The organism is Pseudobacillus sp. FSL P4-0506 (assembly GCF_038003025.1).
In the GTDB taxonomy this organism is placed as follows: Bacteria; Bacillota; Bacilli; order Bacillales; family Domibacillaceae; genus Pseudobacillus.
In genome coordinates this window covers 285001-310523 of the sequence record NZ_JBBOOI010000002.1, presented here as the reverse complement: position 1 = coordinate 310523, position 25523 = coordinate 285001, and the positions used below count along the sequence as shown (strand labels likewise).

20 protein-coding genes, 19 tRNA genes, 2 pseudogenes and 1 riboswitch are annotated in these 25523 nt (G+C 37.3%); of the genes and pseudogenes, 4 read left to right on the top strand and 37 right to left on the bottom strand.

Annotation, left to right across the window (positions count from 1 at the left end; translation table 11 throughout):
- Nucleotides 1-192: 192 nt before the first annotated feature.
- Nucleotides 193-644: pseudogene (locus MKZ02_RS23630) on the bottom strand (asparagine synthase-related protein); the annotation flags it as partial.
- Between the two features lie 281 nt (nt 645-925).
- Entirely contained in the window at nt 926-2878 is a 1953-nt protein-coding gene (locus MKZ02_RS23625; protein ID WP_340856856.1) for an S-layer homology domain-containing protein, read from the bottom strand.
- 279 nt (nt 2879-3157) lie between these two features.
- On the opposite strand from MKZ02_RS23625, the gene MKZ02_RS23620 reads away from it, so the two are divergent.
- Entirely contained in the window at nt 3158-3679 is a 522-nt protein-coding gene (locus MKZ02_RS23620) for a WGR domain-containing protein (RefSeq protein ID WP_340856939.1), read from the top strand.
- A 32-nt stretch (nt 3680-3711) separates the two neighbouring features.
- Here MKZ02_RS23620 and MKZ02_RS23615 read toward each other — a convergent pair whose 3' ends face one another.
- The 9 genes and pseudogenes from MKZ02_RS23615 to MKZ02_RS23580 form a co-directional block, all read right to left on the bottom strand.
- The gene (locus tag MKZ02_RS23615) at nt 3712-4011 is read right to left on the bottom strand and encodes an antibiotic biosynthesis monooxygenase family protein (RefSeq protein ID WP_340856855.1); all 300 of its coding nucleotides are present in this window, start codon (nt 4009-4011) and stop codon (nt 3712-3714) included.
- A 315-nt stretch (nt 4012-4326) separates the two neighbouring features.
- Nucleotides 4327-4521, bottom strand: a complete 195-nt coding sequence (locus MKZ02_RS24040; RefSeq protein ID WP_406910346.1) for a DUF6980 family protein — start codon at nt 4519-4521, stop codon at nt 4327-4329.
- A gap of 60 nt (nt 4522-4581) precedes the next feature.
- The gene (locus MKZ02_RS23610) at nt 4582-5142 is read right to left on the bottom strand and encodes a hypothetical protein (RefSeq protein WP_340856854.1); all 561 of its coding nucleotides are present in this window, start codon (nt 5140-5142) and stop codon (nt 4582-4584) included.
- A 539-nt stretch (nt 5143-5681) separates the two neighbouring features.
- The gene (locus MKZ02_RS23605; protein WP_340856852.1) at nt 5682-5831 is read right to left on the bottom strand and encodes a hypothetical protein; all 150 of its coding nucleotides are present in this window, start codon (nt 5829-5831) and stop codon (nt 5682-5684) included.
- 20 nt (nt 5832-5851) lie between these two features.
- A riboswitch (cyclic di-GMP riboswitch) is annotated at nt 5852-5937 on the bottom strand.
- 1387 nt (nt 5938-7324) lie between these two features.
- Nucleotides 7325-8475 (bottom strand): IS3 family transposase gene (locus tag MKZ02_RS23600; RefSeq protein WP_340851290.1). Its coding sequence is split into 2 segments (ribosomal slippage): nt 7325-8202 and nt 8202-8475, totalling 1152 coding nucleotides; the frame shifts between segments, so codons are not numbered across the junction.
- Nucleotides 8476-8896: 421 nt separating this feature from the next.
- On the bottom strand, nt 8897-10582 hold the full coding sequence (locus tag MKZ02_RS23595; RefSeq protein ID WP_340856851.1) for a methyl-accepting chemotaxis protein: 1686 nt from the start codon (nt 10580-10582) through the stop codon (nt 8897-8899).
- Between the two features lie 270 nt (nt 10583-10852).
- The gene (locus MKZ02_RS23590) at nt 10853-11089 is read right to left on the bottom strand and encodes a hypothetical protein (protein WP_340856850.1); all 237 of its coding nucleotides are present in this window, start codon (nt 11087-11089) and stop codon (nt 10853-10855) included.
- 395 nt (nt 11090-11484) lie between these two features.
- Nucleotides 11485-12031: pseudogene (locus MKZ02_RS23585) on the bottom strand (site-specific integrase).
- Nucleotides 12032-12209: 178 nt separating this feature from the next.
- Nucleotides 12210-12671: a hypothetical protein gene (locus MKZ02_RS23580; protein ID WP_340856849.1), complete on the bottom strand. Its 462-nt coding sequence runs from the start codon at nt 12669-12671 to the stop codon at nt 12210-12212.
- A gap of 432 nt (nt 12672-13103) precedes the next feature.
- On the opposite strand from MKZ02_RS23580, the gene MKZ02_RS23575 reads away from it, so the two are divergent.
- Both MKZ02_RS23575 and MKZ02_RS23570 read left to right on the top strand, forming a co-directional pair.
- Nucleotides 13104-13592, top strand: coding sequence for an RNA polymerase sigma factor (locus MKZ02_RS23575; protein ID WP_340856846.1), 489 nt, complete (start codon nt 13104-13106; stop codon nt 13590-13592).
- The gene (locus MKZ02_RS23570) at nt 13589-14497 is read left to right on the top strand and encodes a zf-HC2 domain-containing protein (RefSeq protein WP_340856844.1); all 909 of its coding nucleotides are present in this window, start codon (nt 13589-13591) and stop codon (nt 14495-14497) included. The genes MKZ02_RS23575 and MKZ02_RS23570 overlap by 4 nt, the downstream gene beginning before the upstream one ends.
- A gap of 459 nt (nt 14498-14956) precedes the next feature.
- On the opposite strand, the gene MKZ02_RS23565 is transcribed toward MKZ02_RS23570, so the two are convergent.
- Both MKZ02_RS23565 and MKZ02_RS23560 read right to left on the bottom strand, forming a co-directional pair.
- Nucleotides 14957-15487 (bottom strand): immunoglobulin-like domain-containing protein, encoded by a 531-nt coding sequence (locus tag MKZ02_RS23565; RefSeq protein ID WP_340856843.1) that lies wholly within the window; start codon nt 15485-15487, stop codon nt 14957-14959.
- 174 nt (nt 15488-15661) lie between these two features.
- The gene (locus tag MKZ02_RS23560; protein WP_340856842.1) at nt 15662-16096 is read right to left on the bottom strand and encodes a hypothetical protein; all 435 of its coding nucleotides are present in this window, start codon (nt 16094-16096) and stop codon (nt 15662-15664) included.
- A gap of 485 nt (nt 16097-16581) precedes the next feature.
- On the opposite strand from MKZ02_RS23560, the gene MKZ02_RS23555 reads away from it, so the two are divergent.
- Nucleotides 16582-16950: a hypothetical protein gene (locus MKZ02_RS23555; RefSeq protein WP_120038691.1), complete on the top strand. Its 369-nt coding sequence runs from the start codon at nt 16582-16584 to the stop codon at nt 16948-16950.
- 656 nt (nt 16951-17606) lie between these two features.
- Here the strand turns inward: MKZ02_RS23555 and MKZ02_RS23550 are convergent.
- The 24 genes from MKZ02_RS23550 to MKZ02_RS23435 form a co-directional block, all read right to left on the bottom strand.
- A complete protein-coding gene (locus tag MKZ02_RS23550) occupies nt 17607-17867 on the bottom strand; it encodes a hypothetical protein (RefSeq protein WP_340856840.1) in 261 nt (86 codons plus the stop codon).
- Nucleotides 17868-18004: 137 nt separating this feature from the next.
- Nucleotides 18005-18820 (bottom strand): transcriptional regulator, encoded by an 816-nt coding sequence (locus tag MKZ02_RS23545; RefSeq protein WP_340856839.1) that lies wholly within the window; start codon nt 18818-18820, stop codon nt 18005-18007.
- A 319-nt stretch (nt 18821-19139) separates the two neighbouring features.
- Complete coding sequence (locus MKZ02_RS23540) at nt 19140-20246, bottom strand: hypothetical protein (RefSeq protein ID WP_340856838.1); 1107 nt, start codon at nt 20244-20246, stop codon at nt 19140-19142.
- 85 nt (nt 20247-20331) lie between these two features.
- On the bottom strand, nt 20332-21039 hold the full coding sequence (locus MKZ02_RS23535) for a YiiX/YebB-like N1pC/P60 family cysteine hydrolase (protein WP_340856837.1): 708 nt from the start codon (nt 21037-21039) through the stop codon (nt 20332-20334).
- Between the two features lie 960 nt (nt 21040-21999).
- Nucleotides 22000-23120, bottom strand: a protein-coding gene (locus MKZ02_RS23530; RefSeq protein WP_340856835.1) for an IS3 family transposase whose coding sequence is annotated in 2 segments (ribosomal slippage) — nt 22000-22871 and nt 22871-23120 — 1122 coding nt in all. Because the reading frame shifts where the segments join, the coding sequence is not laid out codon by codon here.
- Nucleotides 23121-23711: 591 nt separating this feature from the next.
- Nucleotides 23712-23785, bottom strand: a tRNA-Arg gene (locus MKZ02_RS23525).
- Nucleotides 23786-23794: 9 nt separating this feature from the next.
- Nucleotides 23795-23885 (bottom strand) — tRNA-Ser (locus MKZ02_RS23520).
- 13 nt (nt 23886-23898) lie between these two features.
- Nucleotides 23899-23970, bottom strand: a tRNA-Asn gene (locus MKZ02_RS23515).
- A 6-nt stretch (nt 23971-23976) separates the two neighbouring features.
- A tRNA-Ile gene (locus tag MKZ02_RS23510) sits at nt 23977-24050 on the bottom strand.
- A gap of 11 nt (nt 24051-24061) precedes the next feature.
- Nucleotides 24062-24135, bottom strand: a tRNA-Gly gene (locus MKZ02_RS23505).
- Between the two features lie 9 nt (nt 24136-24144).
- A tRNA-Gln gene (locus tag MKZ02_RS23500) sits at nt 24145-24219 on the bottom strand.
- Between the two features lie 16 nt (nt 24220-24235).
- A tRNA-His gene (locus tag MKZ02_RS23495) sits at nt 24236-24311 on the bottom strand.
- A gap of 9 nt (nt 24312-24320) precedes the next feature.
- A tRNA-Tyr gene (locus tag MKZ02_RS23490) sits at nt 24321-24405 on the bottom strand.
- Between the two features lie 37 nt (nt 24406-24442).
- Nucleotides 24443-24518 (bottom strand) — tRNA-Phe (locus MKZ02_RS23485).
- Between the two features lie 51 nt (nt 24519-24569).
- Nucleotides 24570-24646 (bottom strand) — tRNA-Asp (locus tag MKZ02_RS23480).
- Nucleotides 24647-24649: 3 nt separating this feature from the next.
- Nucleotides 24650-24723 (bottom strand) — tRNA-Met (locus MKZ02_RS23475).
- A 23-nt stretch (nt 24724-24746) separates the two neighbouring features.
- Nucleotides 24747-24839 (bottom strand) — tRNA-Ser (locus tag MKZ02_RS23470).
- Nucleotides 24840-24842: 3 nt separating this feature from the next.
- A tRNA-Met gene (locus MKZ02_RS23465) sits at nt 24843-24916 on the bottom strand.
- Between the two features lie 21 nt (nt 24917-24937).
- Nucleotides 24938-25010 (bottom strand) — tRNA-Ala (locus MKZ02_RS23460).
- Nucleotides 25011-25035: 25 nt separating this feature from the next.
- A tRNA-Pro gene (locus MKZ02_RS23455) sits at nt 25036-25112 on the bottom strand.
- A gap of 14 nt (nt 25113-25126) precedes the next feature.
- A tRNA-Arg gene (locus tag MKZ02_RS23450) sits at nt 25127-25203 on the bottom strand.
- 13 nt (nt 25204-25216) lie between these two features.
- Nucleotides 25217-25305 (bottom strand) — tRNA-Leu (locus MKZ02_RS23445).
- A gap of 6 nt (nt 25306-25311) precedes the next feature.
- Nucleotides 25312-25386 (bottom strand) — tRNA-Gly (locus MKZ02_RS23440).
- 54 nt (nt 25387-25440) lie between these two features.
- Nucleotides 25441-25522 (bottom strand) — tRNA-Leu (locus MKZ02_RS23435).
- Between the last annotated feature and the right edge of the window lies 1 nt (nt 25523).

Here is a 25523-nt window from a genome sequence, read left to right as displayed (position 1 = left end):
CGATGGGGTTTATACGAAGATCCATGTAAATTATAAACTAAATGTTATTTGCTCTAATGCAACTTCTCCACGATTGATTAATTGAAACAAATTTTATAATTGTAAGTCTCAGTCTTTTGTTTCCATTAAACCGCTATTAGTACGAAGCCATCTATTGAAAAAAGCTCCCCGACAGCAGTCTAAGCGCACCAACTAAATTACGGTTATTGGAAAACCAGCTGTTTTTTTATGTTGTGTACTAAACGCTTTTTCTACATCATATACCTCTTCAACATAAACCTGGTGCCAGATTATAAATACAAGAATAGTCCAGATTTTACGGCTATTATCCTTTTTGTTATATACGTGCTCTTGCAGCAGCCGCATCACTTTCTACTTGTTAAATAAATAGTCAGTCTTGCTTGAATTAAGTTAACCGCCCAATTGCACATTTTATCTTTTAGCCAGTAGCGGACTGGCACGGAAAAACCAAGCTTTTTACGATGTAAGACATGATCGGTCACAATACCTGCTGCCGCTTTACGTAGGACTTATGTAGTCGTGCTGTTTTTAACTTTTTGATCTGTAGCAATCGTTGAAGCGATATCGAAGACTTCCCGATCCAAAAACGAGGTACGCAATTCCAGCGAGTGAGCCATCGTCATAACCTGCTGACGGCCAGTAGATGGGATCGGTAATACCTGTATAAGATAAGTTTAATGTGCAATTAGACTGTTACATAGTATAGACGAATAGACACTATAAAAAAGTTTGCTCAAGGAGATATTTTTACCGTTCATAAAGATTGCTTGCAGGAAAACTAAAACACTCCCTTTATCTTTCCGTTCTTTTTTCATGCGCTTTCTAAATAAAAAAACACGCTGCTATTGAGCAGCGTGTCATACGGTAGGCGAAAATAATTATTCTTGGTATTCTTTCATCTTTATTACTTCTGTAAATGAATTGTCCGATATAGAAAGGCAGCAGTTTGTGCGCGTGTGACTTTTTGAGTCGGGCCAAATGTTCCATTTGAATTTCCGATAGCGATATTATGGGCTGCGAGAGCGTCGATATACGGAGAGGCCCAGTACTCTTTATTTACATCCTTGAATGGCTTTGTCGGATGCCCCTTCAAGTTAAAAGCGGCTGACAATAGTTTCGCTAATTGTGCACGAGTCAGTTCCTCATTTGGTCTGAATGTTCCATCCTTAAAACCGGAAATTATACCTTTTTGCTTAAGAAAGTGAATATACGGTAAGAATTCATTGTCAGATGCTACATCTTTAAATACAGTTGAATCTTTGGCAAGTGTGTGATCAAAGCCTAGGGCATTGGCTAAAAGTTTAGCAGCGTGTGCTCGTGTTACCGTTTTATTTGGCTGAAAACTGCCATCCTTGTATCCACTTATATACCCTTTATCAACGAGGAATTGGATTTCTTTATAAGCCCAAAAATCAGACCCGACATCTGTAAATGTCATAGAAACCTTCTCTCCTTTTACCCAATTGCCGATATCTTTAATAACTTCTATTGGGACATTCGCTGGAATAGCATACTCAGAAAAATCTGGTTCCCCCTTATAGTTAACAAGCAAATGGATCAAATCAGGGTACATTTTATAAGAAACATTTTTCCGCTTCGATAAAGCATTCTGCCAATCTTGCAAATCTGAAGGCGGTACTTGTAAATCCTTTGCTCCCTGCATAATAAATAAAGGAACATTCTGCTTAGCTGCTAGCTTTGTAGGGACATAGTCGCGAAGTTCATACCACCAATAGGCATTTGGAAGCTGAAACTCCTTTGGGATATGATCTTTAGAATAAGCGGGATTATTAATTAAAGCTATTTGTTGCTCCCAAAAAGCAAGATTTGCTTTTGCTGCTTCTAGCTGCTCAGGAGGCAATCCTTGTTTCTTCGCTCTTTCCAATGCATCTTTTTGCTGTTGTAACATCAAGTCTTGAAACTTGCCGCTTGGTCCTGATACGATGATTCCACCTTTAATCAGGTTATTTTTATCTGTTTCCAAAATGCGCGGCATTGCATACCCGCCTTGACTATGCCCCAATACATAAACTTGATCACTCACTTCAGGCAGCGTATGTAACAGTTGGACCGCGTTTATCGCATCCTGAATCGTTTCTTCTTGAAGGGTAAATTTAGGAGAGAAACCTGTCTTTAAATGATGTTCTCTTGTTACTTTTTCATACCGAAGAACAGCTATCCCCTCATTGGCCAGACCTACTGCCATATCCCGAAAGGCTTTAGTCGAGTTTAAGGATTCGTCTTGATCATTGGGTCCTGAACCATGCACAAGAACAATCGCTGGAAAGGGTCCTTTTCCTTGTGGAATAGTTAGCGTACCTGGAAGCGCAAACTCTCCTTCGCCAATCTTCACTTGCTGCTCAATATAATTCTCTTGTTTTTCATATGTCGGTTTCTTATACTGACTTGGCGGTGAATAATAAAACGGGATAAAAAAGTCATCCACACGACCGGTTTCATCTAAATTAACAGTCACTTCCATAGGGGAAATCTCCCCCTCATAGGTCATTACGATATTTGTATGTACGGCATTTCTTACTTTTTTTACAGATACTTGCTTACCGATTTTTCCAAAAACAGACGTTTTCGCCTGCCAAATATATGATAATTCTTGTTGGGTCATATGTTTTTTTAAATTTTCATTCAATAATGCATAGGCCTCGTCCCATTTTTCATTAGTAATTGCCGTTATAAATGAAGTGGCTATTTGTTCAGCATTTGCTGGCGCCATCGTGTTCACTGCTTCCTGCGCTTGCACATGAGATAAGTCATCAGCAGGAATCGCTATACCGCTTATACCGATAGTCGTTGCAAGTAAGACTGGACTAATCTTTTGCCATTTTTTATGACTTTTCATTTTTTCCCTCCGTTCCATATTTCAGGAAATACCTGTTAAACTTATAGTATAATAGGCAGATTAGTACTACAAGCTTTTCTAATAAAGTAATAAACTGGTTATTCAAAAAGACAGATCATTTATTTTCTTATCAGAAGACAAATGATCGTACTATTTGATTCAGTTTCTCCTGTCCCGCACCCATAATAAAGATAAAAATCCCTTATACTTTTTCTGCTTTCAAAATAAAAATGATAAAATCATTAACATAAAGTAACGGTGGTGTTCATTTTGATTAAGATGATTAAACAACTTGATGATGAAATTGTTTATTGGGAAGTTTGGCGAGATGGCAAAACTTTAGTAATACATTATGGCACTGTTGGAAATACTGGCGAAACCGTGAAAAAGAAATTGGCCTTATCTCAAAAGGCGAAAAAAGTAATGGATGAATTGGCCAATGAAAAAGCTAACGAAGGCTATGATTATTTAGATGAAGATGAATTATTTGAACTTGTTGTTCAATACCCTTGCGAAGAAAATCAAATGGATGCAGTGCTTAAGAAGAGACACCATGTAGAGGAATTAATGAACGAATGTTTAGGCTGGACAGGCAATGGTGCGTGTGACGGTGGAGATATTGGCAGTGGAACAGCCAACATCTTTAATTATGTGGTAGACATAGAAAAAGCTACAAAAACCATCCTAAACGAATTAAAGAACAATAACCTTCTTGAGGAAGTAAGAATGGCGTACTTTCATCCTGAAGAAGAGAACTATATCGCTTTGTATCCTGAAGGGACGAAATTTGATCTCATATAAAAAAGCATTGAGATGACTCAATGCTTTTTTAATTAATTACTAAAATCAATATTCTCAAAGTGCTCCACTAACGGAAATGGATCATAGAAATGGTGCAATAATTCTTTCCACTCTTGATATTCCTTAGATTCTCTAAACCCTACGGTGTGGTCTTCTAATGTTTCCCAGTTTACTAGAAGTAAATACTTTCCCTGTTCCTCCATACATCTCTGAAGAGTATGATTCACATAGCCATTCATTGATGAAATAATAGTTGAGGCTTTTTTGAACGTTTTCTCAAATTCCTTTTCTCTTCCTCGCTTTACCTGCAACATGGCAGCTTCTAATATCATGTAAAGTCCTCCTTTTTTGGTTTTTATATATCATACGTCTTTGAATAGTTAACGTAAAGCTTGATAGAGAGCTAATTAAATTAATCTCAGATTCATTTCTGAGTCAAATAACTCCAATCACAAAGATAAAAGCAACGGATTTTTTAATTCGAGAGAGAATGAGTTAGTAAAGAAGCTCGTTAAATTAACTCTAGATTTTATTGTGTACAGTAGCTTTCTTGGTTATAGGGAGAGAACGCCTTGAAAATTTAAAAACCAACTAAAAAAGACTTCCTTGCAGCAATCTTTTCTGTACTCTTACTAAATTAATTTTATTTAAAGCTTGCTGCCACACCAAGGACAAAATTCAATAGTAACTGTAGAGCTCCCTCCATCATGAATGATTAGCCCATGCTCTCCATCGTCCTTATTAAAGTAGATAAGCTGATCTGGGCAATCGAAAGGATTATTATGAGTGTCGCAGCTAAATGTAGCATGGTATTCCATATCCTTACAACAATAATTTTTCATCTCTTAGCATCCTTGCCTGAAGTATTTTCTCTATTTACATAACACTTGAAATAGTAGTGTTTATTTGTTCTGCTTTTTCACCCATTCTTTATATTCAGATTCAGTATATTCGTCCGTTTTCACAACAGTCCAGCGGCCATCTTTAACTTTTAGGGAAATCTCTATTAAAAGCTCCCCTCCTGACTCACTGTAATCATCATGCAAATAACTAATGCCGCCATGAATAAGAGCAATTACTTCTTTGTCGCCTGTAACTTTTACCTTCATTCGGTCATGGCTTTCGATACTATAATTGGCATCTATCAAGTTAAAACCTTTATTTAAGGATTCAGCTTCATTTCTCTCTACATTAACACCTTTTTGAAGATCGTAATTTCTTTTTAGGTCTGAATATTGATTCCAGAGGAGATTCATATCGTTGTTTATCACTGCTTGTGTTCGGTAATACATATACTTTAATACAATTTTGTTGTATTTTACCCAATCGGATGGTTCGGGTTCAATAAAACCATCTACACTTTTTTCTTTATTCACATTTACTATTTCGACAGTATTTGGTTGGCATCCAAACAAAGAAAACATAATAATAGCCATGAAAGTTCTAAATAGACATTTCCTCATGATTTCCCCCCATATATTCAGCTGCTAAAAGGAAAACTACAGGCTTTCTTCTCCTTGTAGAGCCCCTTCTTTAACCAATTATAAAGGAAACTAAAACTCAGGTAAATTTTTCCTAAAAAAGATGAGTTAAAGGAAAATTTAGGCGCGATAGAATGAGAGTTATAAACCCATGAAAATCACAAAAAAGCTATCTATCCGCCATGATAACAACCTGACCCTTAGATTCCCTATAGTCTGAAATACTAAAATGGGCATAGAAAGTTAAGCTTTTCTTGTTCCTAATGCAATTTTTCAAGATTTTGTTTTGAATTTTGCACATATTGAAGTATGAAAAATCCCTCCCTAAATGCTTATGGTTTTGCACCAAAAGCTCTTATACTTAGAGATTCAAATGGAAGTGCAAAGTAGGAATAACCTATATACTCCTCTTGTATTACAAAGATTTAACAGGGTGGAAAGTATAAATAGACGAAAAGAGCCCCGGAACCTAAAGATTCAGGGCTCCCGGAACACAACATATTTACGTTTATGTCGCTTTTCTACTGAGATAGTAACTCAATGGCTTTTTCTAAAAGAACAAGATCTTTAGTAATTTCTTCCTTAATTTGTTCATCTTTGCAACGTTCACGCTCGTCATACAAACGAGTAAGTTCTCTCATAAAGATAAATTGATCTTTATCATCATTCATGACGATGCGTACCTTCCTAATTCTGCAGCCCGGCTATCTTAGCATTAAATGCCTTAGATCCGTGGCTTTGCGTCCTAATCTTTCGATTAGTTTGCCTTTTATATTTAGAATTAATTTTACTATGAATTGGAAAGAAAATCATCAATAACTCCAAATTTTCTCCTGTGTCGCTGGGAATCGGTCGTATTTTTTACTACATCATAATCTCCTATATGGTGCAATTAGCAGATTAAATCAATGTATTGTTTCTTTTTGCCGCCTGAATATTTGAATACCTAAATTTTTTCTTTCTCGTTTTATTTCGTCTATCCGTCCTTCTATGGCCGCTTGATGCCACTGGATTATCATACGCTCAAATTCATCCATTGCGTTATGTCTATTTCTTTTGACAGTTCTTTATTTTTCTATTATAAATTGAAGTACTCCTAGTAAGATTTATCTTTTCACCTAACTTCATGATATAGACCATTTTGTCTTTATGTGGGTTTTTATACAATATTGATGGGTCAATATTGTATAAAAAAGTGATATTTTATTCCCTTCACTCCTTACAGAATGGATAATCTTGAAGCATCCTTTTTCGTGTAACTAAATCCTAACTATCCAAAAGTATAAAAACCAAATGATTAGCGAACCCTTATAAAGTCCATAATTATCTATAAAAAACTGGAAATGCAGATGAGGTTAAACGCCATGGAAAGGAACCAATTAAAATTCTAGATAAGACCAAAAAAATAATTAACAGAACACCGAAAATACAACCCAGCTGAAGCTTCCCAAAAATTATTAAGTAATAAAAAGAAAAAGCTAGAAAGCAGAATTGAAAAGGGAATGATAAATCTGGAGAGAAAGTACATAGAGAAATAGTGTTTATTGTAGGGAACTTTTACGCTGTTAAAACTTTAGTATAATGGAGGGCCATTGTAGCGATACCGTAAGGAAGGGATATATTATGTTGACGTTTCAAAGATTACTAACTAGTCAAAATTTTGAATTTTATAGAATTATTACTCTGGCTTTGGCGATTTAGGATACCTGATATTTTATGATACCCATAGAAGAACTGTATTAAGTAATAATAACTGTTCTAGTTGATAGAGCGATGACTGAAGAGAAATTCGAAGATTATTCTAGGGCTAATCATATTTCTGTCTTGTTCTTTTCATACTTTGATACTAATGATAAAAAGATGAAGGTATTTTATACAATTACATACCTGCTCATTAAAATAAATACTTCTACAACCAGATATGGCGTATCATAAATGCAATATAATCACCATTTAGTTCACACGCCGTATAAGAACCCTAGAAGCCTTTGTAGCATTTAATAGTTACACGGGCTATAATTTTATTCACCTTTCATTTAAAATGGATGTGATCGCTTTCTGTGAAGCTACAAAAAAGAAACCTTTCGGCTCTGTGGCCAATAATAATAAAAGCCCTTACTCTTTGGGACTGACCCCTATTTTTGAGACAGGGATCAAAACACCTTTAAGCAGCCAGCTGCCGATATTTGACCGGTGGCTGGTTGTTTAGTTTCGCTTGAATACGGATATGGTTATAATAGTGAATATAGCTTTCGACAGTTTGCTCTACGATAGCCGTCGTAGTGCTTGTCAACTCGTCGAGATAGAACGTTTCAGACTTTAGCGAGGAATGAAACGATTCGATGGAGGCATTATCAGAGGGTGTCCCTTTCCGGGACATACTCATGGTAATGCCTTTTTCTTTGACTGCCTGCTGATAAGCATAAGATGTGTACACAGATCCCTGATCGCTGTGCAGAATGCATCCCTCTGGGAGGGGTGGCAACTGGGCCAGCGTATGTAGCACAAAATCTGTATTCTGGCAGCTTCCTAAAGAATAGGCAATGATTTCGCCGTTAAATAAATCCTGAATACTTGAAAGATACAGCTGTTTCTGGCCAAAAGGCAAGTATGTAATATCTGTGACGAGCTTTTGAAGAGGCTGATTTGCCTGGAAATCTCCTTTTAACAGGTTATCGGAAATATGACAGGGCTGTCCTGTTCGTTTGCGTTTCTTCACTTTTACCCGGCACTGCCAGCCATACTTCTGCATTACACGCTGTACCGCTTTATGGTTAATCGACATCTCTCGTTTTAATAAGGCCGTGATTTTACGATAACCATATCGAAACTTAAGGTCCCGGCACAACGTGCCGATTTTTCGTTCAACGATCTGCCTGGCTGTTTCTTTCCGGCTCCTGCTCTTCCAGCGATAATAAGTGGATCTAGCAATGCCGAGATGCCGGCATATTTCCCTGACGGGCATGCTGGTTTGGAGTTCTTTTACTAATTCTACAGCTGTTTCTGGGACCACTTCCTCTCCAATTCTTTGTACTTTTTTAGTACTTCAATCTGCTGTTTCAAATACCGATTTTCTGCCTTCAGTTTCTCTGTTTCACTTTCATACTCAGCCCCTTTTCCGAAGGAATACTGCTTGCCCACTGGCTGTTCAAATCGATGAAACTCGCCTGCTTTGTACCATTTCATCCATGTTTTAAGCTGTGTCTTATTTCGAATGTTTAATTCCTTTAAGACTTCTTTGACCGGCACCCCAGCTAATCTCATTTTTACAGCCTTCATTTTTACTTCCGCTGGATAACTGACTCTTGTCCCCATAGAAAAACACCTCCAAGTTATTTTCGAGTATCCCATACTCGTTTTCAACTTAAAGGTGTTTTTTATTTGTCTCACTTTATGGGGTCAGTCCAGAAACCCCTTATCCAACGAGGGGTTTCTTTTTCTTCTCTCTGGATTCTCTATGCAACCTTTTGTACACCGTTGATTTATCAAGGTTTTCAGCTCTCTATCCAACTGAATCTTGTATAAAAAAAGGAAGTTTTATGCACTTTTACTCTTTTTTCGTATTTGGATTGTTCCTAAGTGCCGATTTTGTTGTCTTTAAGGCGGCTTTTACAACCTTAAAGGTTACTAGTTTTTAAACGAAGTTATATTTCATTTAGGTGTTTAAAACCGAACAGCTTTTTAATTTCTCTAATCCAAAAGCCCCGCTGCTTAATGCCAATGAGATTTTTTTATATTAAGCCTTAAATCTACTTATTACTTCTTTTAATTCCCGAGCCATTTCGCTTAGCACTTCTGCTGAAGATGAGACTTCCTCCATTGCAGCGTTTTGTTCTTCGGCTGAAGCAGCAATACTTTGTATATTTCCTGTCGATTGCTCAACAACGTTACTGATGTTTTTCGCCATCCCTACCATGTTTTGTGAACTCGAATTCACTTGCTCCACAATAACAGAAACCCCTTGAGATTCAGCAGCCATCTGTTCAATTGACTGCACAATATCTCGGAAAGCTTCTCCCGTTTGATCGACCATTTTGATGCCATCTTGGACAATGGTTGTACTGTCATTTATCGATCGAACAGCCTTATCTGCTTCAGTTTGTATTTCCTGTATAAGATCACGAATTTGACCTGCTGCATGAGCAGATTCTTCAGCAAGTTTTCGTACTTCATCTGCTACAACTGCAAAACCCTTTCCATTTTCACCCGCCCGAGCTGCTTCTATAGCAGCATTTAGTGCTAATAAGTTTGTTTGGGTTGCAACCTGTGTAATCAGTTCTACAATTTGTCCGATTTCCCTTGATTTTTCTCCAAGAGCGTTCACAACCGTAGAAGATTTGGTTGTAGAGTCTTGTACAAGATTCATTTGGTCGACTGTTTGAATAACAACTGTATTTCCGATGCTCGCTTTCTCATTCGCAGCAGCTGTTAAATTTTTCATAGATTGAATAGAAGATGCAGCCTGATCCATCCCTCTTGAAATTTCATCGATCGCCTGTGCAGATTCTACAGCACTTGAAACCTGTTTTTCTGAGCTGGATGCTACTTCTTGGATGGCCCCTGAGATTTGTTCTGTCGCTCTACTGGTCTCCTCAGCACTTGCTGATAACTCTTCTGATGTTGCAGCTACCTGCTTTATATTGGAGTTAACTTGATGAATCAACTCTCGAAGATTCATCTTCATTTGATTAAAGGAATTTGCCAATTGTCCAATCTCATCTTTATATTTCACCTGAATGTCCTCTTGAGTCAAATCGCCTGATGCAATACTTTCTGCTCCTTTTGCAAGAGACAAAATAGGATTCGTAATAATCCGTGTAATGATAGTACCGATTATAATAGCCAAAACAAGAGCTGTTATACTCAAGATAAGAACAGTTCTTACAGAAGTATTAACTAGTTCGGTGTTTGTTTTGCTTCCTTCTTCCATCAACTTCGCTTGCCCTTGCTGCAAGGCATCTGCTGTATTCTCTATCTCAATTGCCAGAGGAATAACTTCTTCGTTAGCAAATCGTTGAGCTTCCGCTTTGTTAGTCTTCATCAAAGTAACAATATCCGACGATTTGCTTTCAAACTCCTCATTCATGTTAGTCAGTTCATTTAGTAAATCTTTATCCTCTTCACGTTTTATCAAGTTACTTGTAATATTAATTTTTTTATTTAAGTTAATAATTGATTCTGATAAAAATTCCGCCGCGCCTTCCTCTTGCAACAATACGCCTCTTAATCCAGCAATTTCTTGAGCCGCACTCATTTTAATGTCTTTTGCATTGGATAAGATAGCAGACCGACGATCTACTAAATCTGTATATGAATCGTCTATTTGTTTTATGTTGTAGTATGATACAAAACTAATAATGCCAAGAAGTATTGCAACGCTCAAAAATCCAATCATTAACTTTTTTCCAATTGTAAAATTCATTGATAACACTCCATCATTGATTATTTGATGCTTGTGTTTATATCGGTAATTCATCTCAGATATTGAATAAAACTATTCAATATTCTTTCCGTGTTATTTCATATAATTTTACACTTGTTTATTAACCTGCTGTTGTCTGTATTTATATGTGTTAAAGAGAACCAATGACTATTCCATACGGTAATATTAAGATTCTATATACGCCCTAAATTGAGTGAAGATCGGATCGTTATTCATGATTTCTCTTCGTTTTTCAACCGTCATCACATTTCACAATGTGTCAAAGAAATAGGCATTAAAAGAACCTTTAATGCGTTTGTGTTTATGAGAGAAGATCGCTTCTTTAAAGAATTGAACCACTAATGGCGCTAACTCTTCCAAAGGCGTGTCTAAACGAGCGATACGATAAGCCAGCATGGATTTTCCCCATAATTTATAGATTTCCTTTGCTTGTCCAAAGAACGGTTTAACGGCCAAAATAAATCTTTTTGGAATATGAGAAGGCATAAAACTTTCATCTAAAACTGGTTTTTCTTTACGTATGTATTTATTAAAAGATTTTTTTAATAGTAAAGAATAGGTAGGGATTTTTTTCCTCTTCGTCCTTAGATCCACAAGGGATTTCATCGTTTTCTGTTTGGGGATTTGCTTGGAAATCACTTAAATTTAGCAGTTCTTCCCAGTATGAAAAATACGGATGGTCCACAAATAAATGGACCGGGGCACCCCGTCCATTTTGCTTCGTGGATCTCCGATACACGGTAAACAGCACACCATGTTCACGTATACTTTTAATCTTTTAAGTCTTTCTTAGAGTAATCAACTCAATTTAAACCTATAATTGGAAAAAATGGTATAAATCTTAAAAAGAAAGATTATTCGTAATATTTACACAAATTCTCTTATAGAGAAAATTGTTCTAACGCCTTGTCCATCATCTCATCATTAATGCCAATATACCGTAAGGTAATCGATGGAGAGGAATGGCCAAAGATCTGCTGCCACATCGCCACATCCTTCGTTCGCTGGTAAAAATGATAGCCGAAGGTTTTCCTCATGGTGTGGGTGCCAATGGCCCTTCCACCCCGCACACGCGAGAAGCCTCGTTAATGATCCTCCAAGCCGTTTGACGCCCGATGGGTACTTTCATAGGGGATCAGAATCGGCCATCTGGCGCGTATACTTCTCGATTTCCTGTTTTAACGCCGCCGACATTTTGATTTTCCGCACGTTCCCCGTTTTTTTCTCGCGAATCCGCAAATGTTCCGTGTTTCGAACATCCATCACCCGTAACGGCAAAATATCGCCGATTCTCAGGCCGGAATTGATGCCAAACGTAAATAAAAAATAATCTCGGTACGATTGATGCAATAAGTACTCTTTGATCATCCGGATCTTTTTAAGATCCCGGACCGGTTCGACACTGTTTTGTCCTTGTTTGTTGGTCATATCAGGTTGCCTCCAGTTGCCATAAAGATGGATTATGTCTCATTTAATACAACTATATTATTCAATATGTTGCATTGAAACCCCTACTAGGGGTTGACACCAAAGAAAAAACCCTTGGTAGCCAAGGGCTTTCATAAGGAAAGAAGGGGGGAACAATGCAACATAATAAAAACCATTTTCATTCTTTTAACCACTGCTTCACTTTCTTTTCCATCTCTTTTTGCAGATCTTCCACATTTCCGGCATCTTGATATATCAACTTCAAGTATTCTTTTGGAAACATTTTCTTTAAAGAAGACTGATATAAACTGCCATCTTGGGGTTCTATATATTCAACAACAGAATAACGCTTTGCATCTTTCTTTAATCGAATGACAGCAGGTAAAGAGTGGCCTGCTTGGTTTTCTATGCCAGTGGATTTATTGAAGCCACCATAATAAGACCACATATAGATACTGAGTATTCCATTTGACCCGCTCGTTCCATACACTTTATGGACTTCAAATTGTTTTTCTATTTCAAGATGATAAGATGAGTATTTTCGAATAATATAATTAGAAATTGTTTCATCCATCTCTTTGGTAATATGTTTATCTCCGTTTCTAAGTGTTGTTTCATTGCAACCTGTTGTTTCCGGCATTTAAATGATGTAGGTTTTGGTGGTATGTTTATTAATCTCACTGAATTATTGCTCAACAAAATTTGTATAACTGCTTATATTTATACATGTATATTAAACACTGCTTATTATAGTAGCCGGCAGTTTAGTTGTAGAGTGCTATTTAACTTGTGTTCAACAATCGGGCCAAATTGTGGAAGACCACTTGGTGATAAGATATTAGTTAGTATAAAGATTGTATATATTTCACTTAAACTTAACCGATTTTAGTGTGAACAATGTGGAAAAGAACTGGTCCCTGAATATTATAAAGGGATACATGGGCAGGAGTATCGACTACAGGATTCCAATAATTATGGTGGAAGAAAAAAGGACCGGGTGTAATTTGTACGGTTTTTCTCCTACTTTTGTAAGATATTTGAGTTTATCGCGTCTTATATGTAAGGAGGTGAGATGGTGACACAGCTTGAGGATATTTATAATACATACTTTAAAGATGTATTTTTATATTTGTATAGTTTATCTGGCGATAAGCATATCGCTGAAGATATTACATCGGAAACTTTTATGAAGGCATTAACATCGCTAGACAGTTTCAGAGGGGATAGTGATATCCGTGTTTGGTTATGCCAAATTGCAAAAAACAGTTATTACTCTTATTTGCGTAAGAAAAAAAGCTTTGTAGATTTAGAGTCACTTCCAGAACCAGCTAGTGAAGACAATGTAGAACAAGAAATAACCACTTCAGAAGCGTCTATGAAGGTACATGAAATTATCCAGAATTTAAAAGAGCCCTATAAAAAAGTCTTTACGCTCCGTGTATTTGGAGAACTGTCATTTAAGCAAATTGGCAATTTGTTTGCAAAAAGTGATAACTGGGCTTGTGTTACTTATCACCGTGCTAGAGAAAAGATTAAAGCGCGATTGGGGGATTATCGATGAAAATTAGCTGTAATATGATTAGGGATTTACTGCCGTTATATGTCGAGAATATGGCAAGTCAAGATACTAGAGATATCGTTGAAGAACATATAGCTTCTTGTGAAAACTGCAAAAAACGACTTGAAGAAATGAGGACACTTGAAGAACTGCCAATAGATACCGATATAGCTCCCTTAAGAAATATACAAAATACATTGCGAAGGGAAAAGCTGCAAACGATTATTCTTTCAGTCATGGTAACATTGGTTTTTGCAGTGGTTACAATGGCTTATCTGACAGCGCCAGCATACATTTCTTATAATGAAAATGCGGTTTCAATCATTGAAAAGGGTGATGGAACTGTACTTTTGAATTTTAGTGAAGAAGTATCCGGATTCCATGTGGAACAATATCCAGCAGCAGACAATTCAGGTTATGTCTATGATATAACTACATGGGAAACGATTTGGCACCAGAAAATAAGCAAAAACAACCTAGAAAATACTGTCTTAAACCCGAATGGAGAAACGGTCGCTTCAATCTATTATTACAATACCGATGGAAGTGAAAATACTTTAATTTATGGAGATCCAATAACGGATGGTTCTGTCATTACGTTACCTCGGTTATTTTTAAGCTACTATGTGTTGTTTGCTATAGGATCTTTACTTACTTGTGGAATTGGATTGGCCATATTCCGTAAGAATGAAAAAATAAGAAATGGGCTAGAAAAAATTATTCTATTGCCTATCTCCTACCTGTTTGCTCATTTACTTATAAAAGGTCTTAACTCTACAACTTACCTTGCTAGACGGGACTTTTACGCAATATTACTAGTCACAATTTCTTTATATTTCGCGTTGTTAGCTGGAAGGAATATATTAAAAAAATTATCAATCAAGAAGCCGAAAAGCACTTTAAAATAGTTGTTGCTTTCACTGGTATAATAGACTCACCAATCAGCGATTCTTTTTTTAGTTTCAGTTCTATTTTACTTGATACGGAAAGGTTTCCTGATGGATTGAGATTTCTAAAACATGGCCAAAAAATATCCTTTGTATTGGTTGAAGCCCCAAATTCTACTGATTAGAGGCCATCTTCAACAAACGGGCGCTTTTCTTTAATAAGAAGGCGTCTTTTTGCATGGACAACGCATTTAGGGGATTGAGTTTAATGAGGTGTAAAAAAAGATTGTGAAATCTTACACTTAAAGTAACGGGTTGCTTTTGTTTAATTACCTTAAATCATTAATATACTTAAAAGGTATTCTCCAAGACTTCATTCCAAGATGTAAAGCCTAATTGGTTTGCAAAACCTTCATATTCTCCAAAGAAAAGCGTTTTTATGAATTTAGAGATCCGTCTCATTAGTTCTTGCACTCCTTTTTATTTAATTACTTCAAAAGGTGCAGCAAGAAAGAATTCTTCATGTTCATTACGTACTCCGTTGTTATTTATAGGAGTTTCGTTAAAAGATTTTACAATTCGATACTTTCCAGGAGAGAGCTCATTATCAGACCGATTTAACAATATTTCTTCTTGAACAACAGTATGTGGTTTAACGGAAAGGAGGACATCTTCAAACCCTCCCATGCCTGATTTGAATGGAATAAGGTACCACGTGCCATCAATATTTTTTTCAAGTTCATAAGCTTTTCCATAAACAAATGGGATATCACTGTTATTTTGAATGTTGATCGTAACTGTAACTTCATTGTCAAGTTTTGTGTATGTTTTCTTTTCAAGGGCTAGTTTCAACCCATTTTTGGAGTCGGAAAACTTTTGAACAGGTGCTTCTTGCGTAAGCTTTTCATCTGCTTTGTCTTTTGATTCGGTGCTTTTCTGTTCGCTAGACTGACAGCCTAGCAGTGAAAAAATTACCATAAAACAAAGGAAAAGCATATATATTCTTCTCATTGAAATCCCTCCTTTAGTTAAGGATAAAGGAATATTTATCCAAATTGAATGTTTTCAGAATCACAAATATGAAAAAAGAAAATTGAATGCTCCATACAAATATAGTTCACATAACACCACATTATCGGCATTAAAAAAGGACCTCCATTGAAGATCCTCTTAATTTATATTGGATTATACATCTTGCCCAACGATAATTTTCCACTCTTTTTCCTTTTGCTGAATTGGGAATATATGCTTGCCTAAATTTCCGTTTTCAACAAATTCGACAGTAGCTTTAAACTCAGTTTCACTTACCCTCTTAAGGTTCACTATCTTCGTATCAGTAACATTCTGTTCAGAAAAAAGGATCGAGTATTGTTCCTTTTGATTTTCTTTATCTGGAAACCTTAAATCATCAGCATATTTTGTCGCTGCTGAAATATTTTTTGTTTTTATGGCTTCCAAATAATCAAATACAATACTTTCGATCTGAAGCATTGTATGTTCTTCCTCTACTTCTTGCAAGTTTCTTTTCAAAATTTCTATATTGTAATGGTTCAAGTCCGATTTAGATACATTTTCTTTTAAGTATTTCTGTAGTTCTTGTTTACTTTTGTCTTCGTCCATTACAATCCGGATTGTTGGGTCTGTATTACCTATTTCAAAACTGAATAAACCATATTTATCAAATCCAGTATTTAGGACAGATGCGATACAATCGACTCGAGTTTTTCGTCATTGCTGGTAGAAACCTCATCTTTGTTGCTGCAAACATTAAATACTATAACAAAGACAACAACTATCATTAAAACAGAAATAAACTTTTTCATTACATTATTTCCCTTCTAATGATACTTTACCATAATAACCCAATCATTTACTAAGCTATTTTGTCCCTTTTAATTTAACAAGATCTACAAGTATCACATGCATACTTTATACAGACCTAGTTCACGTAACACCACAAGAAGGAAGTTTGAATAAAAAATATACCTTTATATACCATTTCTTCTTTTATATGGTATCATATTAGGAGCGAAAAATAAGTAGATGTAGATATGATATGCTTACTCATTTTTACTTAATTCTTTTTAATTGGAAGGAAGAATGTTGTGAAAAAACTGATCAAGCTAGTGCTCCTATTCTTTGTAGCTATAATTGTTTCTTTACCTGTAATCTGGATAAATTGGCAGCACATATTTGGCACAAATCGCCCTATTGAAAATCTGAAAGCTGTTTATCAAATAGAATTTCAAGATAAACAAATATCTAGTACGAAAAATGTTTACGATAAAGAATACTATGTCGTACCCGAAAAGAAACTTGAATCATTTATCAGCTTGATGGATAAAAAAGGATATAACTTGGCGGAACATGATTCATTAAATAACAAGATGCTGTTTGAGAAAGGTAACGGAAGTTATTCCGTCTCCTACAAGCCTTTTATGAAGAAGTATACAAAAGTAGAAAGTCCGGAATAACAAAAGTATTTGTTCCCTTGTTTTTATATCTAACCTACGGTGGTGTATCCAATGAATGGTTCGAGAAAGAAAAAAAGAAAAAGAAGATTATATAGTTATATTGAACTTTGCATTATATGTATTTTCGGTATTGTTTTAACTTTTATTTTTAACTGGCCACGCTATCCCACCCTTACTGTAATAGGGGGAGGATTCTTAATTCAGATGTTATCCATTGAAATAAAAAATAGAGATTGAGATGATGCAAGTGTCTAATAGTAATAAGTATCAGTATTTTCCATATCTATTTTGGTCGTTCTTTAAATACCAACGAGCGAATAGAACTATTGGGAGAATGAGTCGAATAATGATAAAAAATAAAGATGTCCAAGCTGAAAAGAAGTATAGTGTTGCTACATCCTTGTGTCCCACATTCTGTTGCTCGAAGTCCTTTCTCACTTGTGGATGAAAAATAACCGACTAATCATATCCCCAATAAGGAAAACCATACTATTATGATAGCAATTAAAATTAAAAGCAATTTAAATCAAAATCTAATTCACTCCATCTAAAAACCTACTCAAGATTTAACCCTTTATCGTTTCTCAAGAGTACTTTACAGACTTTTGGTTCGCATAGCGTTCCAGGAAGGAAGCTTCCACCAACAGTAATCCCGTCTATGGTCTATTCCAAATAAAAGTACGCATCAATATTGGGAAAACAATAAAAACCAAGAGGAAAGTCAGATTAACAGCCAAAGCAATCGTTCTCAGCAAACTTTTCTCTCCATACCATGCAAGCCCAATGCCCATGATCGAAATAACAACAAGTAACGGAAGAAATATAGGATTTGAAACATTTTTAAAGATAAAATAAGCGTAAAACGTCATATTCAAAACAAACGAAATAATGGATAAAACATTAAAATAATTCCTCATAACTTCACTCCTCTCCAAGGGAAATTTTACCACAAAGAGAGTGGATTGAGTTTTAAAAACCAACAATGAATTTCTATTTGAGATAGAAATAGCCTCAGGATTCTATATATGCTCTGAATTGAGTAAAGATTGGATCGTTATCCATGATTTCTCTTCTCAATAGTCATCATGTTTCTCAGCGTGCCAAAGAAATAGGCGTTAAAAGAGCCTTTAATATGTCTGTGTTTATGAGAAAAAATCGATTCTTTAAAAGCTTGAATGACTAACTCTGTTAATTCCTCCAAAGGCGTGCCTAAACGAGTGATTCGATAAGCCAGCATGGCTTTTCCCCATAGCTTATAGATTTCCTTTGCTTGTCCAAAGAACGGTTTAACAGCCAAAATAAAGCTCTTTGGAATATGAGAAGGCGTAAAGCTTTCATCTAAAACGGGTTCTTCCTTACGTATGTATTTATTATAGGTAGGAACTTTTTTCGACTCTTCGCTCTTAGAGCCACAAGGGATTCCAGCGTTTTCTGTTTGGAAATCTGCTTGGAAATCACTTAAATTTAGCAGTTCTTCCCAGTACGAAAAATACGGGTGGTCCACAAATAAATGGACCGGGGCACTCCGTCCATTTTGCTTCGTGGATCTCCGATACACGGTAAATAGCACACCATGTTCACGCAGCTTCTTTGCTACGTTACGGATGGTTCTGTCAGATATATCGTGTCGATCAGCTAAATAGTCATCTTTTGCGAAGAAAAAGCCACGCTCTGAAGACAGCCAGCACATCATGTCGATGGCCTGGCGTGTTTCTTTCTTTAATCGATAATACGAATCGCCGTACACCTCTTCTACGACTTTCAATAACTTTAATTTCATAGATTGTTGTTCTTTTTGATTTGTAGCGTGTGGCTTGTAGCTCATCATTTGTTTGAATTCTTCCTTGGATAACATTCTGCTTACGGTCATAAGTTTCGTCTCCTTTAGAGAAAAACAAAAAAGACGTATTTACCGTGTAAATCGGTAAACACGCCTTTTGTTAATCTGTAAAAGGTAGACTTTTCCCTTGAATTTTACGTTTATTTATCGTAAGATACAGGCATAAATAAAGTAAGACGGGTAAAAGCAAGTGTTTACCGTGGGTGGTTCACGGTGGACGGTTATAGGTGGTTGCCGCCACACTATAACGCGCTTTTGCCTTTTTTATTTTCCGTTCGATTTAATTGACTCTATTTATAGCAAACTTCCAATTATTTCACAAGTGATAAATTAGACAATATCATTTTAATCAAAAATTTTCAGGCAAAATTTCTACACCTGCGATCCAAAGATCATGGTTTCTAGGCTTAGGAATCTCTAGTTGGGCTGTTTTTTTATAATCTTTATTGATATTAAACTCCCCTATTATACCGGAACCTCCACTACCATCATCTAATGGACCAATTACATATAACTTATCGTTTTTAACGAATGCCTCTACATAGGGAAATTTTAAATTTTTTTCATTTTTTACTTGTAAATCTTTATCTAACTCCAAAATGTTTATTCCTGAATCTTCACTTTTACTAGAGGAAGTAATTAATAACCTCTCTTCAGAAACTTTTAATAGCTTTGAAGTTTCATATTCTTCATTTATAGGCGGTAAATAGGAAACACCAAAATTATTAGAGTTTATTACAGTTGCTCTCCCTTTAGTGCCTACGATTACGTTATCACGGAAGAATTCTATATCATTCGCAAATTTATATTTCATATTAAGTTGTTTAATGAGTTTCCCACTTGCTAAATCAAAAACATATAAAGAGCTCGTTTCCCCCTTGTCAACTAGATCGGCAAAAGCATACACGTATTTCCCATCCGACTCAGCGACTCTTATGTAACCTTTTACCGTTTGTTGAATAACCTTTTTTTCTTTATATTCAACATCTAATTGACTAGAAAACATATCTTCTTTATCTTTGTATACAACTATTTTAATGTCGTTGTCAAAAGTAAAATAGTTAGTCATATCTTTCGCTTTATGATCTTTTAAAACATCCTTACTAGGATTGTAAGATAATAAACTAATTGATTCTGTTCCATTTAACCAAAAGTTTTTTCGATCATCTACTTCTATCCCTCCTAACCCAATACTGTCCTTTATAAAATAATTTTCTCTTTCTTTACTATTAAGAACTAAAATCTCACTCCCCTTTTGAAAAGGACTAGAATATAAAACAGCGAATTTTTGACGCAATTCTCCTTCGTTTTTCTCATCTTTATGAGCATTATTTAATCTAGATAGATTTTCATTACCAATATAAACATTTTCCTTAAATTTCATGAGAAATAATAGGGAAACTAGAATGATTACTACAATTGCCAGTACTAAACTGACTTTTTTTTTACTTTTCATGCTTTCTCCTTTCAAAAAAGTAACAAAATTGAAGCAAGTACAAAAATCTCTCTATATCCTTGTACTTGCTTCAATAAATGCATCCTTAAGCTTCCATTCCTTTTTTGTAATATGCTTTTGTATCTTTATCTTTGACGATATCATAAGGAGTCACGATTTTGTCCGAACCACCATTTATACCGTGCCCAGCTTCCTTATATGCTCTCCAAATAAGAGATGAACAATAGTATGCATCCGTTCTTTCTGGCTTATGGAAGAGATAATTGTACGGTTTTCCCTTTTGATTACCTGCGAATTTCCTAGCAATCTCTTTAGCCTGATATGTAGCCTTATGTACCTTTAATGCTACCAGGGTTTTCATTTTTTTATTAGAAGGTTTCCACTTATCAATGCCATGCAATCGGACACCGTCCTCCCTATAAGATTCCATAGTGTATTCATTAGCCCAATATACAATTGCAGAATGCCCCCATCTAATACCTGCACCAAAACTCGAAAACCCATTGTCCATAGTAACTAAAATGTCTCCAGGTCTATAATCAGGATTTTTTGCGGCTGCTGTTGCATCTATGCCACTTTCCTTGATCTTTTCATCGATAACTTTGTTCCAATTATTTAATACATAAGCAGCTTCAGCATCTTCTTGTGCGTACATAGCATCTATTTCATCTTGAGTAGGCTCACTAGCTTTTACAATAGATTGCTCAGTCATTGAAAACTCTATTAATACTCCAGTTACCATTAGTGTTGAAATAAACCTTTTGACCATTTTCTCAGAAGAAAACAACCCCAAAAAACCTTCCTTGCACGCTTATTTGGAAAGTAAAAAAAGTCTTCCGAGACTTCGGAGGGCTTTCTTTTACAGAAAGGTATGTATCTTGTTCAAACACTCCGTTATGATCTTTGAAGGAGCCTGGCCAACGATTTGAATTCATCTTGAGTTCCAATCTAAGCTCTTAATTTGGTCCGTTAAAATAGCCCCTTAAAAAGCCAATCCCATTGGAAGCTCGTCTTCAAAAGGCCCTCCCTTGATTGTATTTCTAATTGAGCAAATCATAGCAAATCCTGTGATTTTGTTAAACTCTTTTAGGGATAGTATAATACCTGGGCGACGAACATTTATTGATGACAATAAAGTGTTTTCTAAGCAGCTTTTTCATCCACTAAGGCTCACTTATTAGCTGTGTTTTCAATTTCACAGATCCATCTATAATAACTTAAAACAGCGATAAGCAAAAATGGATAAACCAGGAATGAGTACCAAGTATTCCACCAGCCATAACGAAAATACCCCCATGGTTCAGGTAACAATATGATGGTTTCATACAACGTGATAGCTATTGTCCAACTTAGTATATAAAGCGTTTGTTTATAGAAAGTTTTCTTAAAGGGATACCAATTTAAGAAAATGATATTAACGGGCGGAATTAAAATAGTCAAAGCAGGAAGCACCCACCAATTAATTTCTTTAGTAAAGTACCAGTAACCATGATATTTAAAGTCAATAAAGGTCTCTGTAACTGCTTGGGTAGCAATTGTAAACATCCATATATGCACGAATTGATTTTTGGTTAGTCGCCTATTGGTTGTAAAACATATCAGATTAAATACAATAATTGAAGTAACAAATCCTATCATTGTAAAGTGATTATCCTTTTTATAATAATTTTTTCATCCATACCTTTAATTATTCAAGTTTTTGAAAAAGATTAATTTAAAGAGCATAAGGAGTTTTTGGGTTGTCAACACTAAATCAGACAGCCTTTTTAAGGGACGATCGTTTGTATTCAATCGGGCTTACATAGCCTAGTGTTCCGTGAATCCGCCGCTTATTAAACCAGTTAACATAATCACTGAATTCCAGCGTAAGATGCTCAAGGCTATTAAACTTCATTTGGCTGACAAACTCTGTTTTGATGATTTTAAATGTGGCTTCCGCCACGGCATTATCGTATGGACAACCTTTCATACTTAAAGAGCGGCCAATCTGGAAGGCCGCTAACGTTTCATCGATGAGCTGGTTTTTGAACTCGCTGCCACGGTCGGTATGGAACATCTGGATGTCCCGCAGATCACCTTGAATCGAAGAAAAAGCCCGTGCGACAAGGTTTGCATCTTTGTTTGGTCCCGTGCTGAAGCCAATAATTTCGCGGTTGAAGAGATCGACAAAGATACATACGTAATGCCATTTGTTTTTGACTTTGACGTATGTTAAATCACTGACGACTACTTTTTTGGCTTCTGTCTGCTGAAACTTGCGTTTCAATTCATTCGCCTGGGATGACTCATTACACGGAGCTTTTTGTGGCTTGAACTGTGCCACTGTATAGGAAGAAACAAGCCCCTGCTCCTTCATGATGCGTCCAATACGTCTTCTGGAGACTGTCAGTCCACGCTTGTGCAGTTCGACTTTGATCTTGCGCGTGCCGTAGGCACTTCGGTTTTGTTCAAAAATCTCTATCACAGCGCCTGTTACATCGTCTTCTGCCTGACGTTCTTTGGCATCATAATAGTAGGTACTACGTGAAATTTGCAGGACGCTGCACATTGCTGATACCGAGTATTTGTCTTTATTTCGCTTAATGACATTTACTTTCGTCCCATGATCAGCGCGGCTTGCTTTAAAATATCATTCTCCATTCTAAGCTGCTTTAGTTCCTTGCGGAGTTCCAAAAGCTCCTGCTGTTCAGGAGAACGATTGTCTTTCTCTTTAAAAGAACCGGAGGTTTCATCCTGATTGATCCACCGGTCAAGAGATGACGGGGACAGATCATATTCAGCAATAATAGCTCGCTTCGTTTTTCCATTCTGGTACAGCTGCACCATTTGCTTTTTGAACTCGGGCGTGAAGGTGCGGCGTTCTCGCTTTGTCATAGTTGAAGCTCCTCATCTGTTTTAGGTCAAGTGTACGTGACCTTAATTTTTCTGTCCAGATAAGTGTAGACGCTCCAAACTAACAATCATTCGAGCATAGCGACAATCATTTCAAGTATGAAATTTTGAAAAAATGAGTACTTAAAATGATCAGGTTGTAGGAAGGATTCCTATCAAGACAAAAACGAAGTTTTTGGGGAGTGTGGTCGTACGCCCGTAACTTGCCCCTCTATTCTGTTCTATAAGTTTAAACTTTAAAAATTACGTGTGAAATTATGAGCCATGAAGGCTAAAAAAGCTAGCCTTTAAGACCATTCTGTCTCTAAAGAAAATTGTATAAAACTCCACTTTTTTATACAGACAAGAGGCTTTTTTGAAAACGAGAAGCCTTGTGAAATCAACGATGTATAAAATCTTGCATAGAGAAAAATCCGAGTAAGAAAGAAGAACTCATAGCCAGTAAGGGATTATGACTGACGGCTACTTCCTAGATTTGATCGTTATGTAAATTAAGCGATCTATTAATACACAGAAAAGGCACCTAGTCAGTCTTCCTAAAACAGAAGTGACCCGATGCCTTTTTATAATTTACGCGCCTTAGAGGATTCGAACCTCTGACCGACGGCTTAGAAGGCCGTTGCTCTATCCTGCTGAGCTAAAGGCGCATCTATATATGGCGGAGAAGGAGGGATTTGAACCCTCGCGCCGCTTACGCGACCTACACCCTTAGCAGGGGCGCCTCTTCAGCCTCTTGAGTACTTCCCCAGAAAAATAAAAACTCCGCAGGCAAGATTCGAACTTGCGACCGATCGGTTAACAGCCGATTGCTCTACCACTGAGCTACTGCGGAATAAAGTGGGCCTGAATGGACTCGAACCATCGACCTCACGCTTATCAGGCGTGCGCTCTAACCAGCTGAGCTACAGGCCCATTTATGCAAATGGAGCGGGTGATGAGAATCGAACTCACGACATCAGCTTGGAAGGCTGAGGTTTTACCATTAAACTACACCCGCATTAAAAACTGGCTGGGCTAGCTGGATTCGAACCAGCGCATGACGGAGTCAAAGTCCGTTGCCTTACCGCTTGGCTATAGCCCATTAATAATAATATGTATGGGGCGATCGATGGGAATCGAACCCACGAGTGTCGGAGCCACAATCCGATGCGTTAACCACTTCGCCACGACCGCCATTCTCACTGGTGGAGGGGGACGGATTCGAACCGCCGAACCCGGAGGGAGCGGATTTACAGTCCGCCGCGTTTAGCCACTTCGCTACCCCTCCATCTGAAATAGAGATAGTTTTTTAGACAATGAAAAAATGGTGGCTCAGGACGGAATCGAACCGCCGACACATGGATTTTCAGTCCATTGCTCTACCGACTGAGCTACTGAGCCACACAAAAATATTATATATCAACAGCAAGACACTCCTTGCTGGAAGAAATATGGCGGTCCGGACGGGACTCGAACCCGCGACCTCCTGCGTGACAGGCAGGCATTCTAACCAACTGAACTACCGGACCAGATTGCGGGGACAGGATTTGAACCTGCGACCTTCGGGTTATGAGCCCGACGAGCTACCAGACTGCTCCACCCCGCGACGATAACATATAAAAATAATTATGGCGGAGGAAGAGGGATTCGAACCCCCGCGCGGTTTAACCCGCCTGTCGGTTTTCAAGACCGATCCCTTCAGCCAGACTTGGGTATTCCTCCATATAGCGGCGGAGGGGATCGAACCCCCGACCTTACGGGTATGAACCGCACGCTCTAGCCAGCTGAGCTACACCGCCAAACTAAATATTAAACATCAATGGAGCCTAGCGGGATCGAACCGCTGACCTCCTGCGTGCAAAGCAGGCGCTCTCCCAGCTGAGCTAAGGCCCCACGTTATGCTATTTAGAGCAATAACTGGTCGGGAAGACAGGATTCGAACCTGCGACCCCTTGGTCCCAAACCAAGTGCTCTACCAAGCTGAGCTACTTCCCGTAAAAACGGTTAAATGGCGCGCCCGAGAGGAGTCGAACCCCTAACCTTTTGATCCGTAGTCAAACGCTCTATCCAATTGAGCTACGGGCGCATTGCTTTATAAATGGTGCCGAGGACCGGAATCGAACCGGTACGGTAGTCACCTACCGCAGGATTTTAAGTCCTGTGCGTCTGCCAGTTCCGCCACCCCGGCATGATATGGAGCGGAAGACGGGATTCGAACCCGCGACCCCCACCTTGGCAAGGTGGTGTTCTACCACTGAACTACTTCCGCATTTCCGCAGAATGTTCTGCCTTTTCACTAAAAAAGATTTAAGAGAAAAAACGATGCGGGTGAAGGGAGTCGAACCCCCACGCCTTGCGGCGCCAGATCCTAAGTCTGGTGCGTCTGCCAATTCCGCCACACCCGCA